This is a genomic window from Bartonella sp. B10834G3 (genome assembly GCF_016102505.1).
Taxonomy (GTDB): domain Bacteria; phylum Pseudomonadota; class Alphaproteobacteria; order Rhizobiales; family Rhizobiaceae; genus Bartonella; species Bartonella choladocola.
This window is the reverse complement of the sequence record NZ_JACFOM010000003.1, coordinates 281,161-297,264: the sequence shown is the minus strand read 5'-3', so window position 1 is coordinate 297,264 and position 16,104 is coordinate 281,161. Positions and strand designations below refer to the sequence as shown.

General features: G+C 48.0%; 13 protein-coding genes and 1 tRNA gene. 12 read left to right on the top strand and 2 right to left on the bottom strand.

Going from position 1 to position 16,104, the window contains the following annotated elements; genetic code table 11:
* Nucleotides 1-12: 12 nt before the first annotated feature.
* From H3S94_RS10360 to H3S94_RS10320, 10 genes are all read left to right on the top strand, one after another.
* A complete protein-coding gene (locus H3S94_RS10360) occupies nucleotides 13-795 on the top strand; it encodes a lytic transglycosylase domain-containing protein (RefSeq protein WP_198240977.1) in 783 nt (260 codons plus the stop codon).
* A 213-nt stretch (nucleotides 796-1,008) separates the two neighbouring features.
* On the top strand, nucleotides 1,009-1,704 hold the full coding sequence (pyrF, locus tag H3S94_RS10355; protein WP_198231558.1) for an orotidine-5'-phosphate decarboxylase: 696 nt from the start codon (nucleotides 1,009-1,011) through the stop codon (nucleotides 1,702-1,704).
* A 90-nt stretch (nucleotides 1,705-1,794) separates the two neighbouring features.
* The gene (locus H3S94_RS10350) at nucleotides 1,795-3,285 is read left to right on the top strand and encodes a succinate CoA transferase (RefSeq protein WP_077993302.1); all 1,491 of its coding nucleotides are present in this window, start codon (nucleotides 1,795-1,797) and stop codon (nucleotides 3,283-3,285) included.
* A gap of 9 nt (nucleotides 3,286-3,294) precedes the next feature.
* A complete protein-coding gene (rsmI, locus tag H3S94_RS10345; protein ID WP_198240976.1) occupies nucleotides 3,295-4,182 on the top strand; it encodes a 16S rRNA (cytidine(1402)-2'-O)-methyltransferase in 888 nt (295 codons plus the stop codon).
* Between the two features lie 160 nt (nucleotides 4,183-4,342).
* Nucleotides 4,343-4,750, top strand: a complete 408-nt coding sequence (locus H3S94_RS10340; RefSeq protein WP_246786472.1) for a YraN family protein — start codon at nucleotides 4,343-4,345, stop codon at nucleotides 4,748-4,750.
* Nucleotides 4,751-5,081: 331 nt separating this feature from the next.
* Nucleotides 5,082-5,327: a hypothetical protein gene (locus tag H3S94_RS10335; protein ID WP_077993300.1), complete on the top strand. Its 246-nt coding sequence runs from the start codon at nucleotides 5,082-5,084 to the stop codon at nucleotides 5,325-5,327.
* Between the two features lie 130 nt (nucleotides 5,328-5,457).
* Complete coding sequence (gene metH / locus H3S94_RS10330) at nucleotides 5,458-9,261, top strand: methionine synthase (RefSeq protein WP_198231555.1); 3,804 nt, start codon at nucleotides 5,458-5,460, stop codon at nucleotides 9,259-9,261.
* Nucleotides 9,258-10,022 (top strand): pyrroline-5-carboxylate reductase, encoded by a 765-nt coding sequence (locus H3S94_RS10325; protein WP_198231554.1) that lies wholly within the window; start codon nucleotides 9,258-9,260, stop codon nucleotides 10,020-10,022. The genes metH and H3S94_RS10325 overlap by 4 nt, the downstream gene beginning before the upstream one ends.
* Before the next feature lie 148 nt (nucleotides 10,023-10,170).
* The gene (locus H3S94_RS12020; protein WP_255520168.1) at nucleotides 10,171-10,296 is read left to right on the top strand and encodes a hypothetical protein; all 126 of its coding nucleotides are present in this window, start codon (nucleotides 10,171-10,173) and stop codon (nucleotides 10,294-10,296) included.
* Nucleotides 10,293-11,057 (top strand): pyrroline-5-carboxylate reductase, encoded by a 765-nt coding sequence (locus H3S94_RS10320; protein WP_198231553.1) that lies wholly within the window; start codon nucleotides 10,293-10,295, stop codon nucleotides 11,055-11,057. The genes H3S94_RS12020 and H3S94_RS10320 overlap by 4 nt, the downstream gene beginning before the upstream one ends.
* A gap of 399 nt (nucleotides 11,058-11,456) precedes the next feature.
* On the opposite strand, the gene H3S94_RS10315 is transcribed toward H3S94_RS10320, so the two are convergent.
* Nucleotides 11,457-11,792, bottom strand: coding sequence for a hypothetical protein (locus H3S94_RS10315; RefSeq protein ID WP_198231552.1), 336 nt, complete (start codon nucleotides 11,790-11,792; stop codon nucleotides 11,457-11,459).
* A 643-nt stretch (nucleotides 11,793-12,435) separates the two neighbouring features.
* Here H3S94_RS10315 and H3S94_RS10310 point away from each other — a divergent pair.
* Complete coding sequence (locus H3S94_RS10310) at nucleotides 12,436-12,720, top strand: hypothetical protein (RefSeq protein WP_198231551.1); 285 nt, start codon at nucleotides 12,436-12,438, stop codon at nucleotides 12,718-12,720.
* 237 nt (nucleotides 12,721-12,957) lie between these two features.
* On the opposite strand, the gene H3S94_RS10305 is transcribed toward H3S94_RS10310, so the two are convergent.
* Nucleotides 12,958-15,219 carry an AGE family epimerase/isomerase gene (locus H3S94_RS10305; RefSeq protein WP_198231550.1) on the bottom strand — a complete coding sequence of 754 codons (2,262 nt, stop codon included), beginning with the start codon at nucleotides 15,217-15,219 and terminating at the stop codon, nucleotides 12,958-12,960.
* A 598-nt stretch (nucleotides 15,220-15,817) separates the two neighbouring features.
* Here H3S94_RS10305 and H3S94_RS10300 point away from each other — a divergent pair.
* Nucleotides 15,818-15,894 (top strand) — tRNA-Pro (locus H3S94_RS10300).
* Nucleotides 15,895-16,104: the final 210 nt, after the last annotated feature.

Genomic DNA, 16,104 nt, shown 5'->3' with positions numbered 1-16,104 from the left:
AACGGGTGGTGCATGACTAAACGACGTTTGATTGTCAGCGGCAGTATTATTGTACTAACAGGGTTTTTGGGCGCCTGTACCAATGAGAACAAGCCAAAAGCCGAACTTACCGATGCGACCAAGTCGATAGCACGGGTCGGAACAATGACAACGCCGTTATCTTACGGCTATCTGATTGACAAGAAAATTCCCGTTCCCGTGTTCAAGGAACTCTCTTTTAACGGCAAACAAGCAAATCCCGCAGCTCCTGCCAAAGAGGCGGCAGCCAATCCTGCGGCACTTTCCGCGCCTTCCGGTCCTGTCGAACTTGCCCATGCAAGTCCGCAAGTGGAAGAGCTGATTTCCAAATATTCGTTGGCCTATAATGTGCCTGAAAGGCTTGTGAGGCAGGTTGTCAAACGTGAAAGCAACGGCAATCCCAATATTCGTAACGGCCCCTATCTCGGTCTGATGCAAATCAGCCATCCGACAGCGAAGGGCATGGGCTATCAGGGCGACCCGAAGGGGCTTCTCGATGCCGAGACGAATTTGCGCTTTGCCGTGAAATATCTGGCCGGTGCCTACAAGGTTGCCGAAGGGGATGAAGCGCAGGCTGTGCGCCTTTACGCCCGCGGCTATTATTATGATGCCAAGGCAAAAGGGCTTCTGGGCGCAACCGGACTTGGCGACAATTCGGGTATTTCCGATGATGCCAAAGCTGCTGTCGAATCTGTCACAAGGCAGAAAACCGATGTCAGCACGGGAAACGGCACTGTCAATATTCCGATACCGCAACTGAAGAACAGCGGAACGTGATTTCCAAAACGGGAGGAAATAATTTATCTATATGCCTGCTATGCCGGTATATAAACGCGTAATTGCGTTAGATAATAGAAAGTCGGAAGTTGTACTTTCAGCTTATGCCTGATAAGGAGCTTCCGGATGGAACCTATCCGGAATAAAACTGTTGTTGCAGTTGGTTGCGGATGTTCCGGACTTTCTGAATGTAATGGGAATGGAGTTTAATTGATGGCAAGTGTTATGCGAGATCGGTTGATCGTCGGATTGGACGTGGCCGATATTCGGCAGGCAGAAAAGCTGGTTAATCAATTGGGTGATACCATCAGCTTTTATAAAATAGGCTATCAATTATTGTTTGCAGGCGGGCTTGAATTTGCCCGTGAACTCAAAGCGGCAAACAAAAAAGTCTTCCTTGATATGAAACTTCTGGATATCGACAATACGATTGCGAGTGCGGTTGAAAATATCGTCAAACTCGGTGTCGATATGTTGACAATCCACGCTTATCCGAAGGCGATGCGCGCGGCAGTCGCCGCAGCAGGACAAAGCAATCTTTGTCTTCTCGGTGTGACCGTGCTCACCTCCATGGATGACGCTGATCTGAAAGCTGCCGGTTACTCCGACAATGCCGAAACATTGGTGCTGAAGCGGGCAAAAGACGCGCGTTTGGCAGGAATGGGCGGTATTGTTGCTTCGGCTGCCGAAGCCCGCAAGTTACGCGCTATTATCGGTCCTGATATGGCTCTGGTCACCCCCGGTATCCGCCCGAAAGGGGCAGATAAAGGCGATCAGAAACGTGTTATGAGCCCGATGGAAGCTATTCGAGCCGGTGCAAGTCATCTCGTGGTTGCCCGTCCGATTATCAAAGCTGATAATCCTCTGGAAGCGGCAAGGAATATTTTGAAAGAAATGGAAGAGGCTTGATAGCATAAAGTTTGGAAAATTTTACTTGAGCCACAAAAAGTCGAGCGGAGCGGGGCTCGTTTTGTTGTTGTGGAGAAATGGGAGAATAGAATGTTTGAAGACCGGATCCAAAGTGCGGAATTGAGACAAAAAATCGTCTCGGCAGAAGAGGCGGCAAGCCTTGTCAAAGATGGTATGGTCGTTGGCATGAGCGGTTTTACCCGCGCCGGAGATGCCAAGCTTGTTCCACACGCAATGGCCAAACGGGCAAAAAAACACCCCTTTAAAATTACCCTGCTGACAGGGGCTTCACTGGGCTATGACACCGACAAGCTGTTATGCGAGGCAGGTGTACTTTCCCGTCGTATGCCATTTCAGGTCGACACAACTTTGAGAGCGGCGATCAATCGCGGCGAGGTCATGTTTATTGATGAACATTTGTCCGAAACGGTTGAACAATTGCGCGCCCACCAGTTACCACCGGTCAATATCGCCATTATCGAAGCGGCGATCATACATGAAGATGGCTCGATTGTGCCAACCACCTCGGTGGGCAATTCGGCAAGTTTTGCTTTGGGTGCCGATCAGGTTATCATCGAGCTTAATACCAGCGTTAATCCGGCAATAGAAGGTATTCACGATATTTATATTCCATCCCCGCGCCCCAATCGCAAACCGGTGGAAGTTCTGGAGCCGGATACACGTATCGGTACGACGTCGATCAAAGTTGACAAAAACAAGATCGCGGCGATTGTTATTTCCGATGTGCAGGATAGCCCGTCATTGATCCTGCCGGCCGATGATGCGACCAATGCCATTGCCCGCCATTTGACCGAATTCTTCCTGAAAGAAGTCGATCAGGGGCGCATGGATATGACATTAAGCCCCATTCAGGCGGGCATTGGCACGATTGCCAATGCGGTTCTGACCGGTTTTGTGGATAGTCCGTTCCATAATCTACGGATGTATAGCGAAGTCTTGCAGGATTCGACATTCGAGCTTTTCGATGCCGGTAAACTCGATTTTGCATCCGCTTCGTCGATTACATTGAGCGATAAATGTGCAGCGCGTGTTTTCCCCAATATCGAACACTATAAGGACCGGCTGATCTTGCGGCCGCAAGAAATATCCAATTTGCCGGAAATTATTCGCAGACTCGGTATTATCGCTATCAATACCGCTCTTGAATTCGACATTTACGGCAATGTCAATTCGACCCATGTCGGCGGCACCCATATGATGAACGGTATTGGCGGGTCGGGCGATTTTGCGAGAAATGCCTATATTTCGGTTTTTGTGACAAAATCGGTTGCCAAAGGTGGCAAGATTTCTTCGGTTGTGCCAATGGTTGCCCATGTCGATCATACAGAACATGATGTCGATGTTCTGGTGACAGAATTGGGTTATGCCGATTTGCGCGGTCTTGCACCACGTGAACGTGCGCCGCTTATTATCGAAAAATGTGCCCATCCCGACTATCGCGATGTATTGCGCGATTATTTTGATCGTGCTTGCAAAACGGTTGGCGGCCAGACTCCGCATATTCTTGATGAAGCCTTTGGACTTCACCGCAAACTCAAGACAACAGGTTCAATGTTGTAGGACAATTTTTTGACAGACAGGAAATATATCATCGGGGCGAATGCTTATGAAGCACCCGCCCTTGAACCGGCGCTCTACCTTGTGGCAACACCGATAGGAAATCTCGGTGATATAACATTGCGGGCAATAGAAACAATTGCCGCTGCCGATGTGCTTGCCTGCGAAGACACCAGAGTGACACGCATCTTGCTTGACCGTTATGGTATCCACCAGAAGCCGATCGTTTATCAGGAACATAATGTCGAGGAAGCAGGTAAAAAACTTCTCGGCGCTCTCGAAGATAACCAATCGGTCGCACTGGTGAGCGATGCCGGTATGCCGCTTATTTCCGACCCCGGTTTCCGGCTGGTTGCCGAGGCGCGCGAAAAAAATATCAAAATTGTGCCCGTTCCGGGTGCTTCTGCCGCTTTGACAGCATTGATTGCAACAGGTCTCCCAACCGACAGTTTTTTCTTTTCCGGCTTTCTTCCAACAAAGTCCATGCAAAGAAAAGCCCGTCTTGAAGAACTCGCGTCCATTCCCGCTTCATTGATTTTTTACGAATCCCCGCACCGTGTTTCAACAACTCTCGCTGATATGGTTGATGTTTTCGGGAAAGATCGCCGCGGCGCAATTTGTCGCGAAATGACCAAAAAATTCGAGACAGTCGATGTCGCTCCACTTTCCGAGCTTCATGAACGCTATAATGATAGCGAAAAAATACGTGGCGAAATTGTTATAATTGTCGAACCGCCATCAAAACAGCAGGAAAAATTCGACACGGAAGAAATCGACAAGCTTCTGGTCGAACTTGCGAAAGATTTTTCCGCAGCAAAAGCCGCCGCTGAAGCAGCCAAAATGACCGGACACAAAAAAACGGAACTTTACAAACGCCTGTTATCGCTAAAAGCCGGTTAATATTAAAAGCAGGCTCTTTATATTCTGATAGTCGGAAGCTCTACTCGTTTGTTTGTTGAACAAAGGGGAGGAACTTTATATGGCACGATTTATTATCAAAGATCCCTTTATTAAATCCTCATTTTAAATCTGTATAAATCGTCATTTTAAAGAAGATAACATGGAAAAAAGCATGTATCTTTCTTCTGTGATGATGCTCGGAACAAGAAGACGCAAGAAAAACATATATTGGTATGGCATTTATGCTGAAAGAGTTGCAGCCTTATGGTTGCAACTGAAAGGCTATCACATTGCCGAACGCCGGTTTGAAACCTATTTCGGTGAAATTGATATTATAGCACGGCGTGGCAATGTTATTGCCATTGTCGAAGTAAAAGCGCGTCCCACCATTGAAGAGGCGATGGAAGCAGTCAAACAACCAAGTAGAAAGCGCATTGACAAGGCGGCAAATGTTTTTCTCGCACGCCAGTCCGACGCTAAAAAATTGCGGCTGCGCTATGATTTGATTGCAGTCAGCCCGTGGAAATTGCCCCGCCATATAGAGTCGTTTTTTCAACCGGAAAATTGAAAAGCATGAGAAGGGGAGAGCTAACGAGCAATTCCGGTTTGGCAATTCCGGCTTGGCAATTCCGGTTTGGCAATTCCGGTTTGTTCAAGATAAGCGGTGTTGCTCATAATAGCTTCTGCGATAAATAGGGTATAATAGCTTTAACGACGAAGAGCTTGGGAGAGGAAAAACGGTTCCATGAAAAAAACTTCGTCGTTAGGCGCATCGCTGAAGCGGCATGAACGAAAAAAACATTTTGTTTTTGTCTTTCATGCGTTAGAAGGAAAAGTAACATTGAGTAGCCGGACTTCGATTTCTGGATAATTGCAAGCCCGCTTGAAGAGGATTGATTATGGACGATTATGAGAAGTTCGCAACCGGTCTTATAATAGTTTTTGGTGCGTTGATTATTGGCGGTCTGATGGCTGCCCATCTTGTTACCATGAACCGCGCCGGTTTTATGTTTGCTTTAAGTGCCGGTGTCATGGGCTGGTTTTCTGCTTTTGCAATTCTGTTCGACAAGAAAAAAGCCTATCTTATTTTGATAATTCTGTCAGTTTTGTGTGTCGCTTGCTCTATCGGTATTTTTGTCCGGTGACGATCACAAAAAGTTTTATTAAAAAGGCGCCGGTTTATACCGGCGTTTTTTATTTCTATTCTTGGAATTCATTGACATAAAGATTTCTTTATGTCACTCATGACCGGCTGATATGAAAGGTTCCCCCGCTATGTCTCATATTGTCGAAAAGTCATCTTCCGGTGAAGAGAAAGCCTCTGGCAAAACATCAAATCCTGTAGAACAATTGTTCGGTCAAACAGAAAAGCCGAAAAACCGTTCGGAAGAATTGCGCCGATTGGCGCGCGAGCGCATTCTTATTCTTGACGGCGCGATGGGAACGCAAATCCAGTCTTTCCATTTTGATGAAGAACATTTTCGTGGTGAACGGTTTGTGGCTTGTAGCTGTGCTCTTCAAGGCAATAACGACCTTTTGACATTGACCCAGCCGAAAGCCATTGAAGACATCCATTTGCGCTATGCTCTGGCGGGTGCAGACATTCTGGAAACCAACACATTTTCTTCAACCACCATTGCGCAGGCCGATTATGGCATGGAAAATATGGTCTACGAGCTTAATCGTGACGGCGCCCGTCTTGCGCGCCGCGCAGCCTTGCAGGCCGAAGAAAAAGACGGCAAGCCGCGCTTTGTTGCCGGTTCCATTGGCCCCACCAATAAGACCGCGTCGATTTCGCCCGATGTCAACAATCCCGGTTTTCGTGCCATTACCTTTGATGAATTGCGTATTGCCTATGGCGAGCAGATCAATGCATTGATTGATGGCGGTGTTGACCTGCTTCTCATTGAAACCATCTTTGATACGCTCAATGCCAAAGCGGCTATTTTCGCCGCAAAAGAAGTTTTTGCCAAAAAAAATATCGAATTGCCGATTATGATTTCCGGCACAATTACCGATATGTCGGGGCGCACACTTTCAGGGCAGACGCCAACAGCCTTTCTTTATTCGGTTGCCCATGCCAAGCCGTTTTCTGTCGGGCTTAATTGTGCGTTAGGCGCAAAGGCCATGCTTCCGCTTGTGAAGGAAATTGCTGCCAATACCGAAGAACTGGTTTGTGTTTATCCGAATGCCGGTTTGCCCAATGCCTTTGGCGGTTATGATGAAACGCCCGAAATTATGGCAAAAGAGCTTGAGGAATATGCGCGTGAAGGTGTCATCAATATCGTCGGCGGTTGCTGCGGGACCACGCCCGACCATATTCGCGCTATTGCCGAGGCGGTCAAACCGTTCAAACCGAGGAAGCCCAAGCCGCAGGAAAAGCTTTTGCATTTGTCGGGTCTTGAACCGTTTACACTCACCCACGACATTCCTTTCGTCAATATTGGCGAACGCACCAATGTCACGGGTTCGGCAAGGTTTCGCAAACTCATAACCAATAATGATTATACCGCCGCTCTCGATGTTGCGCGCAATCAGGTGGAAAACGGTGCACAGGTTATCGACATCAATATGGATGAAGGCTTGATTGATTCCGTTGCGGCCATGCGCAAATTTTTAAATCTCCTTGCCGCCGAGCCTGATATTTCCCGTGTTCCCATCATGATTGATTCATCGAAATGGGAAGTTATTGAAGCCGGTCTTCAATGTGTGCAGGGAAAATCCATCGTCAACTCGATTTCCTTGAAAGAGGGTGAGGAAAAGTTTATCGAACACGCAAAACTTGCTTCCCGTTACGGGGCGGCGGTTGTGGTGATGGCTTTTGACGAAAAAGGTCAGGCCGACACCGAGCAACGCAAGGTTTCAATCTGCGAACGGGCTTATAGAATTCTGGTCGACAAGGTCGGTTTCCCGCCTGAAGATATTATTTTCGACCCCAATATTTTCGCCATTGCAACCGGTATCGACGAACATAATAATTACGCCGTCGATTTTATCGAAGCGACCAAAGAAATTCGCAAAAAATTGCCTTATTGCCATATTTCCGGCGGGGTCTCCAATCTCTCATTCTCGTTCCGTGGCAATGAACCGGTTCGCGAGGCGATGCATTCGGTCTTCCTTTATCGGGCAATTGCCGCCGGTATGGATATGGGCATTGTCAATGCCGGACAATTGGCCGTTTACGATACAATCGAACCCAAGCTTAAAAAAGCCTGTGAAGATGTGATCCTCAATAAAGACGCTGGCGCAACCGAGCGCCTGCTTGCTCTTGCGGAAGAATATCGCGGTAAGGCCGGTGGCGGTGTCAAAAAGGAAAAAGACTTGAGCTGGCGACAATTGCCGGTGGAAAAGCGCCTTGAACATGCTCTTGTGAACGGCATTACCGAATTTATCGACGCTGATACGGAAGAAGCACGCCAAAAAGCCGAACGCCCGCTTGATGTCATTGAAGGGCCGCTCATGGCCGGTATGAATGTAGTGGGCGACCTTTTCGGTTCGGGCAAAATGTTTTTGCCGCAGGTGGTGAAATCCGCCCGCGTGATGAAACAGGCTGTGGCCATTCTTCTTCCCTATATGGAAGAGGAAAAGCGTAAAAACGGTGGTGAAGGCCACCAGAGTGCGGGCAAAATTATTCTCGCAACTGTCAAAGGTGATGTTCACGACATCGGCAAAAACATTGTCGGCGTTGTGCTTGCCTGCAATAATTACGAGATTATCGACCTTGGGGTAATGGTTCCGGCACAAACCATTCTCGACGCGGCACGGCGTGAAAAGGCCGATGCAATCGGTCTTTCCGGCCTCATTACACCTTCGCTTGATGAAATGGTCAATGTTGCCCATGAAATGGAAAGTCAGGGCTTCGATATTCCCTTGTTGATCGGCGGAGCAACAACAAGCCGCGTTCACACGGCCGTCAAGATCAATCCGCAATATCACCGCGGGCAGAGTGTCTATGTGCTTGATGCAAGTCGGGCCGTGGGGGTTGTTTCATCGCTTCTTTCCCCGCAAACAAAAACGGCGACAATCGAAAAAATCCGTGAGGAATATGCCAAGCTTGCCGCCGCCCATGAAAAGGGCGAACAACAAAAGACCCGCGTTTCATTAGATGAGGCGCGCGCCAATGCACTGAAACTCGATTTCAAGAATTATAAACCGGTCAAGCCGACATTTCTCGGTGTCAAAAAATTCGACGATTGGGATCTTGCCGAACTTTCGACCTATTTCGACTGGACACCGTTTTTCCAGAGCTGGGAATTGCGCGGGCGTTTTCCGGCAATTCTTGATGATGAAAAGCAAGGGCCAATTGCCCGCCAGCTTTATGATGACGCGCAAAAAATGCTTGAAAAAATCATTGCCGGAAAATGGTTCCATCCGAAGGCGGTGATCGGCTTCTGGCCGGCAAACCGCGTTGGTGACGACATCCGCATTTATACAGACGAGACAAGAAAACACGAGCGGGCAACCTTCTTCACTTTGCGCCAGCAATTGCAGCGGCGCGAGGGAAAGCCCAATCTTGCTCTGGCCGATTTTGTGGCTCCTGTCGGCACACCGGATTATCTTGGCGGTTTCGTGGTAACGAGCGGCTTTGGCGAGGAAGAAATTGCCGAACGTTTCAAACGCGAAAACGACGATTATTCTTCCATTCTTGTCAAAGCTCTGGCCGACCGTTTTGCCGAAGCTTTTGCCGAATGTCTGCATGAACGCGTTCGCAAGGTTTATTGGGGTTATGCGGCCGATGAAAATTCGACCAAGGAAGACCTTATTGCCGAAAATTATCGCGGTATACGTCCGGCTCCGGGCTACCCCGCACAGCCCGATCATACCGAAAAGGGCACATTGTTCGAGCTTCTTGACGCGACAAAAAATACCGGTGTGAAACTTACCGAAAGTTATGCCATGTGGCCTGGTTCGTCGGTTGCCGGACTTTATTTTTCCCATCCCGACAGCTATTATTTCGGCGTTGCCAAGGTCGAACGCGATCAGGTTGAAGATTATGCCGAAAGAAAAGCAATGCCGGTGAGCGAAGTCGAACGCTGGCTCGGCCCGATCCTGAATTACGAGGTTAAAAGAGACAAATGAAACTAGGTTTTATCGGTACAGGAACCATTGCCTCGGCCATGGTGGAAGGCTTGATGAAGAGCAATCTTCCGGTTGAACAAATCACGATTTCACCCAGAAATGCCGACCGCGCGGCAGAGCTTTCAAAGCGCTTTGAAAAGGTGAAAATCGGCAAAGACAATCAGGATGTGATTGACCGGAGCGATGATGTTTTCATTTGTTTAAGAAGCCAGATTGCCGAAGAAGAATTGAAAAAGCTCGATTTTTCTAAAGCAAAAACAGTTATTTCGGTTATAGCCATGGCAACGGCAACCGAGACCGAAAAATGGATCGGCAAAAAGGTTTTTCGCGCCGTGCCGCTTCCCTTTGTTGCCGAAGCCAAAGGCGTTACAGCAATTTATCCGGATAATCGGGAATTGAAGAAAATCTTCAATGCGATGGGTGGGGCAATTGCTGTCAAGGATGAAAGCCAGTTTGCTTTGATGATGACTGCCGGCTCTCTGATGGGCGTCTATTTCAACTTCATCGAAACGGCAAACCGTTGGCTTGAAAAAAACGGGCTTGATGAAAGCCAGTCAGCACCGTTTCTTGCCTCTATGTTTGGCAATCTTGCCGACGAGGCGCGTAAAGTAGAGAAGCCCGATTTTACTAAATTGGAAGCCGAATATTCGACCAAAAAAGGCACGAACGAGCTGGTCTCCCAATATTTTACCGATCATGGTGGCAGAGAAGCGCTCACCGGCGGCCTTGATGAAGCGTTCAAACGTATCAAAGGCGAGTGAGCACCTAACGCCAATCACCCGCCATTTGTGTGCGAAAACTGGTTCAAAACAATGTGCGCTTGAAAAAAACCGCCGGCATAGTGAAGGCAAGTGAGGTGCTTGCAAGCAATCACCTGCCATTTGCGAACGGTCATAAATCTAATAAACAATGTCGGTGAGCAAAGTCGAACGCGATCAGGTTGAAGATTATGCCGAAAGAAAAGCAATGCCGGTGAGTGAAGTCGAACGCTGGCTTGGCCCGATCCTGAATTGCGAGGTTAAAAGAGACAAATGAAACTAGGTTTTATCGGTACAGGAACCATTGCCTCGGCCATGGTGGAAGGCTTGATGAAGAGCAATCTTCCGGTTGAACAAATCACGATTTCACCCAGAAATGCCGACCGCGCGGCAGAGCTTTCAAAGCGCTTTGACAAGGTGAAAATCGGCAAAGACAATCAGGATGTGATTGACCGGAGCGATGATGTTTTCATTTGTTTAAGAAGCCAGATTGCCGAAGAAGAATTGAAAAAACTCGATTTTTCTAAAGCAAAAACAGTTATTTCGGTTATTGCCATGGCAACGGCAACCGAGACCGAAAAATGGATTGGCAAAAAGGTTTTTCGCGCCGTGCCGCATCCCTTTGTTGCCGAAGCGAAAAGCGTTACAGCAATTTATCCCGACAATCCGGAATTGAAGAAAATCTTCAATGCGATGGGTGGGGCAATTGCCGTCAAGGATGAAAGCCAGTTTGCTTTGATGATGACTGCCGGCTCTCTGATGGGTGTCTATTTCAATTTCATCGAAACGGCAAACCGTTGGTTCGTAAAAAACGGGCTTGATGAAAGCCAGTCGGCACCGTTTCTTGCCTCTATGTTTGGCAATCTTGCCGACGAGGCACGTAAAGTAGAGAAGCCCGATTTTACTAAATTGGAAGCCGAATATTCGACCAAAAAAGGCACGAACGAGCTGGTCTCCCAATATTTTACCGATCATGGTGGCAGAGAAGCGCTCACCGGCGGCCTGGATGAAGCGTTCAAACGTATCAAGGGCGAGTGAGCACCTAACGCCAATCACCCGCCATTTGTGTGCGAAAACTGGTTCAAAACAATGTGCGCTTGAAAAAGCCCTGCGGGCATAGTGAAGGCAAGTGAGGTGCTTGCAAGCACCGCCATTTGCGAACGGTTATAAATCAACAATGCCCGTGCGTTAAAGCCCCACGGGCATAAAAAAGGCGGTCACGCATTCGACAGAAATTTTTTGCGGTTCGGAAAGGTTGCGAAGTTTCAAAGACGATCGTAGCGCGGGAAAAACCTAGAATATATCGGATGCGGCCGATGAATACTCTAAAACAATCGGCTTGGGCGCCGAACGGCCTTTTTAAAAAGTGTTTGGTTCACGGCTTTTCGCAATTTTTGCGACCGGTTTTCGGGATTTTTCATATTTGCAAAATTGCTTTCAATGGGGAAGGTAGCTTTTCTGCCCGCTATCGGAATAGCAATAATGTCCACCTCTGGGGCCAACGCAATAGGTTCCCGAACGGCAAGAACAATTTCCCGTTGATGGTTCCATGAGAGACGGGCTGCTTTCGAGAGATTGGCGGTTTGTTGCACCGCCCCCCATATAGGCCGAACAATCTTTGGTCGATGCGCTGGTTGAACCGTCATTACAGATAAAGGTTCTGCCAACACAATGGGAAATGCCGCCTTTCCGGCCTGAACACGGTGTATTTGCCGCAGCAAGTTCCGGAAATAAGGCTGTGAAAAAAATGAAGAGCAGTAAAATATATTTCATAGTCCGTTCCCCCGTGCGATCATCGTAATACTCGAATTGATTTTTTTGCAATCAATTTTTACTTTGACGGGAGAAAAGCGGGACTATCGACAGAAGTTTTTCAATAGTTTAGTTGTTATTTCCGGCAATTTTCCACTATCAACCGCTCGAAACGGTCTTCAAAGTAGCGCGCCAGCAAACGGTTTTTCTTGTCTCTGCCGGTTGTAAAGCGAACCAGTCATTGAAACATTTTTGTTAAAAAAAACTCCTTATTCCACGATGATGCATCACCAAAAACCGCGATTTTTTTGTTCACGCGGCTCTTTGCCGAAAACCGTGCTTCTTTCTCACATGCTTCTTCACCAAAAACCGTTTCACACTTTTTGGGAAGCATGTGGGACTTTTCAGGAACCGCTTGAGCCACTTTTTGGGAAGCATGTGGGACTTTTCAGGAACCGCTTGAGCCACTTTTTGGGAAACATGTGGGACTTTTCAGGAGCCGCTTGAGCCACTTTTCGGGAAGCATGTGTGCCTTTTCGGGAAGTGGTTTATCGGTTTTTTCTCGTCAAGGCGAAGATGAACGGGAGATTAACAAAAGGTTCAGGATAAGTTCAGCTAACAAAGCGTAAGGTGTGTTCCAAGAATCGTTAAAAGGGTATCTCACATGAGAAAACTGATTGTTGTTCTTTTAAGCCTTGCAATGACAGTGCCGCTTTGTGGTGCACTTTCTGCCAAGGCCGATGTTTATCCTGTCATCATCATCGACGAGGGTCATCATCATTATGACCGCTATCATCACCGCTATCCGCCGCATCGGCGCCATTTCGAGCACCGGCACTTCTATCCTGTACCACCTCCGCCCCCGCCGCCCTATTATGGCCCGCATTTCGGACCACATGGTCCCCATGGCGGTCCAAGACCTTGGCATCCGCGCCCCGATTGGCGCTGATAGGTCTTTTAAAAATATTCAAACTCCAGAACCCCGATAAAAGCCCGCCCGTTACACAAACCGGACGGGTTTTTTATTGTTTGATTGATTGCCGGTTTTGCGCGTTTCTGTTTTAAACCGGATTGTGCGGGTTTTAAACGCGGCAATTCTTGCCCCTGTTTTCGATGGGCGAACACAAAAATTATGAACGGCGTAGAACGGGGCAGGGCAGATTTTAAGGAACTGACCGGCGAGCTTTCAAGCCAGTTTCCAATGTTGGGCAAATTTCCGATATTGCGTCAAAGCCGTTATCATATGATAAAAAATGGAAGCCGGAACATCTTCGGCAATGGCGCGGCCGTTTTCCGATATGAGGTCAATCCACAAACCTTTGGGGGCGGCGTCGATATGCCACCGGAAAAGCCTTCCTACACGCGCTTCTATTTCAGGTTTCAGATCCGGCCCGTCATTGCCATCAAGCGCAAGCGCTGCTTTGATCGCTTCGGTTTGCGGCCAGCTTCTCGAATTGGTGTCGATTGGCATTCCGTGGCGCGAAATTGTGTTATAGGCAAGTCCCGTTTTGCGGTTCAAACCATTGGCAATGGCCGAGGCATAAAGCTTTTTGGCAAGTTTTATAACACTGCGGTCATTGGTTTTTTTGGAAAAATCGACAAGCAGCGACGACCATTCAAAATGGTGGCCGGGTTCGCAAATGTCACCTTCAGGTGAAGCCGCTCTTTGCCAGTTCCCGTCATAATATTCGGCAAGTGTCCAGCTATCCTCATCAAAGAAATGTTCCTTGAAAAGATCGACAATGCGTTCTGCCCGTTCAAGATAATCTCTATCACCTGTCACATCATACCAGGCCATGAAACTTTCAAACAAATGCATATGCGGGTTGGAACGGCGAAATGTTTTCTCTCCGTCGCCTTTGGCATTTTCAAAAAAGCCTTTGCCATTTTTATCGGCAAGATGAAGGTCGATAAAAGAGAAGGTTTCCATAGCAAGCGGCAAGGCTTTTTTATTGCCGACACGATGGGCGTGGGCAAGTGCCAGTAACACACAAGCCTGATCGTAACTGTCTTCGGTTGCGTCAAGAACCTTGCCATCTTGTGAAATCTGCAAAACCCAACCGCCACGGTCTGTTCTGCCATTTTTGCCGATAAATTCGAGGCCGTGGTCGATCAGCTCTTTATAAGGACCGTCCCAGCCCATTTCACCGGCCATGGCAAAAGCATAAATCTGGCGCGCCATCGTGCGCATGCGTTTGGCGCGCAATACCGGCATGGAATCAAAGCCCAAGGCTTCATAAAAACCGCCTTTTTCATCAACCCCGCGGGTTGACCAAAGCGGCAGCGCTTCATCAAAAAGCCAATGCTCGACACGGGTGAGATAAGCGCCACTTTGCGGTATTTTATCGGCAGCGGGGGTGAATTTGGTTTCAAGCCTTCCGGCTTTCTCAAGTGTTGCCACCACGTCGCGCACATTCTGGCTTTCTTTGACGGGGGCTACAAAAGTTGCGTCTGTTGTCGCAACAACCGCCATATTATGAAGCCCGACAGCCGATAGTAACCCCGCTTCCGAGCGCAAATAGCTGCCATGGCAATTGATTGCCACAACATCGCCAATAATCACATTACCGTTTTCATCAGGCGGTGTGGGGCTTGATTGCTGGTTCAAAAGCGATTGCCACGAGCCGAGATCATTCCAGTGAAAGCGGGCAGGCACGAGCGCAATGTCTTTGACATGCTCCATAATGGCATAATCGACTGAGTCAGAAGGTATGGCCGCATAATGCTCGTAATTTAGCCATGTGCCCGATATGTCTGTATGGGCGCTTTTCAGCGCCTCGACCGTCTTGTTCCAGATTTCCGGCTGGAATTCAAGAAAGGCTTTTTTCATAGTTGCTGCGGAAAAAAGGAATATTCCCGAATTCCATAAAAAATTGCCCGACTGCAAATATTTTTTGGCCGTTTCAACATCCGGCTTTTCAACAAAGCGGATAACGTCATAAACGCCGTTTTTTTCCTGTCCTGTTTCGACATAGCCATAGCCGGTTTCCGGCTTGTCCGGATGGATTCCGAAAACGACAATGCGGCCGCTTCTTGCGGCTTCTTCGCCTTCATGAATGGTTTTCCAAAAATCGTCATTGGTTGAAATTTCATGGTCAGACGGGGCAACCAGAATGAGCTTGTCGCCATATTCGGCAAGTGTGATTGCTGTTGCCAAAGCAACCGCCGCCGCCGTATTTCGCCCCAAAGGTTCAAAAATCGGGCGTCCGCCATTTAATGGCAAACCGGCAATATCATGGCGCAAACGATATTCATGGGCTTCCGAGGCAATCAGAAAAATCGGCCCGTGGCCGCTTGGCCGTGCATTCATGCGCTTGACAGTGCCGGACACCATCGAGCCTTTGCCGGAAAGGTCGTGAAACTGTTTTGGAAAATCTTCACGCGATAATGGCCAAAGGCGGGTGCCAACGCCGCCACTCATAATGAAACTGATGATTTTTTCGGCCATTTTTTCTTTTCCGGCTTGAACTTAAAAAGCATATTCTTGCTATCGCTTTTCAAGGGTTTAGGTCAAGTCAATGCCGCCCGTCGTATAAAAAATAATAAAACCATTAAAATGAAGACCGATAATAGTCGAGCGCTTCTCCAAGCGACAAGTTTATAGCTATGAGAACCGGAAAATATTTTTTAAACCGGCCTTCGGCGGCGCTCGTCGGCGTGATCTTTGCCCGACCAGATAAACGGAAAAAGCCCCGAAATGTTCACAAAACGGTGGGGGGGAAAAACTGGTCAAGAAAGAAAAAACCGGTCAAACTTGCAACAGAAGTTTCGAGAGGTGGGAAGACAACTTTTTAAAGCGGCACCACCCGTCGCGCCACCGGAAAAATCTCTTGCTTTGACGAAAAATATTTCAAATCAGCATAATAAAAACGCTGGCGGGCGAGGGGAAGGGAGCCAATATGGGTGAAACAGATCAGGAAAAGGTGATTGAGAGCCAAGGAGGAGGGGGGAACAAACACGAAATGAATAATTGTTGAGCGGGTTTTTTTAAAAAACACTTGCGAGAAGTCTGTCATAACGGTATAAGCCCGCCAACACCAGTTAGTCGGAGTGTAGCGCAGACTGGTAGCGCACCTCGTTCGGGACGAGGGGGTCGGAGGTTCAAATCCTCTCACTCCGACCATTTTTCATCAAAAATTATTTAAAACGACAAAATGTCGAGTTTTCAGACTTTAAAACATCAAAAAACAATCATGCTTTGCGTGTGATTTTATCATCTATAATTGTTTTAAAAGTCGGGGTTCATAAGTCTCAGCCGCGCTCGAATAAAATGCCCGTGCACGAATAAAACGCTCACCAGAACGACCGGATATTTTTATTAAAATTCTAATGG

What these genes read in the sequence shown, in the direction of transcription:
- H3S94_RS10360 (WP_198240977.1), top strand. Translation starts at nt 13, where the DNA reads ATGACTAAACGACGTTTGATTGTCAGCGGCAGTATTATTGTACTAACA.
- pyrF (WP_198231558.1), top strand. Translation starts at nt 1,009, where the DNA reads ATGGCAAGTGTTATGCGAGATCGGTTGATCGTCGGATTGGACGTGGCC.
- H3S94_RS10350 (WP_077993302.1), top strand. Translation starts at nt 1,795, where the DNA reads ATGTTTGAAGACCGGATCCAAAGTGCGGAATTGAGACAAAAAATCGTC.
- H3S94_RS10340 (WP_246786472.1), top strand. Translation starts at nt 4,343, where the DNA reads ATGGAAAAAAGCATGTATCTTTCTTCTGTGATGATGCTCGGAACAAGA.
- H3S94_RS10335 (WP_077993300.1), top strand. Translation starts at nt 5,082, where the DNA reads ATGGACGATTATGAGAAGTTCGCAACCGGTCTTATAATAGTTTTTGGT.
- metH (WP_198231555.1), top strand. Translation starts at nt 5,458, where the DNA reads ATGTCTCATATTGTCGAAAAGTCATCTTCCGGTGAAGAGAAAGCCTCT.
- H3S94_RS10325 (WP_198231554.1), top strand. Translation starts at nt 9,258, where the DNA reads ATGAAACTAGGTTTTATCGGTACAGGAACCATTGCCTCGGCCATGGTG.
- H3S94_RS12020 (WP_255520168.1), top strand. Translation starts at nt 10,171, where the DNA reads ATGTCGGTGAGCAAAGTCGAACGCGATCAGGTTGAAGATTATGCCGAA.
- H3S94_RS10320 (WP_198231553.1), top strand. Translation starts at nt 10,293, where the DNA reads ATGAAACTAGGTTTTATCGGTACAGGAACCATTGCCTCGGCCATGGTG.
- H3S94_RS10315 (WP_198231552.1), bottom strand. Translation starts at nt 11,792, where the DNA reads ATGAAATATATTTTACTGCTCTTCATTTTTTTCACAGCCTTATTTCCG.
- H3S94_RS10310 (WP_198231551.1), top strand. Translation starts at nt 12,436, where the DNA reads ATGAGAAAACTGATTGTTGTTCTTTTAAGCCTTGCAATGACAGTGCCG.
- H3S94_RS10305 (WP_198231550.1), bottom strand. Translation starts at nt 15,219, where the DNA reads ATGGCCGAAAAAATCATCAGTTTCATTATGAGTGGCGGCGTTGGCACC.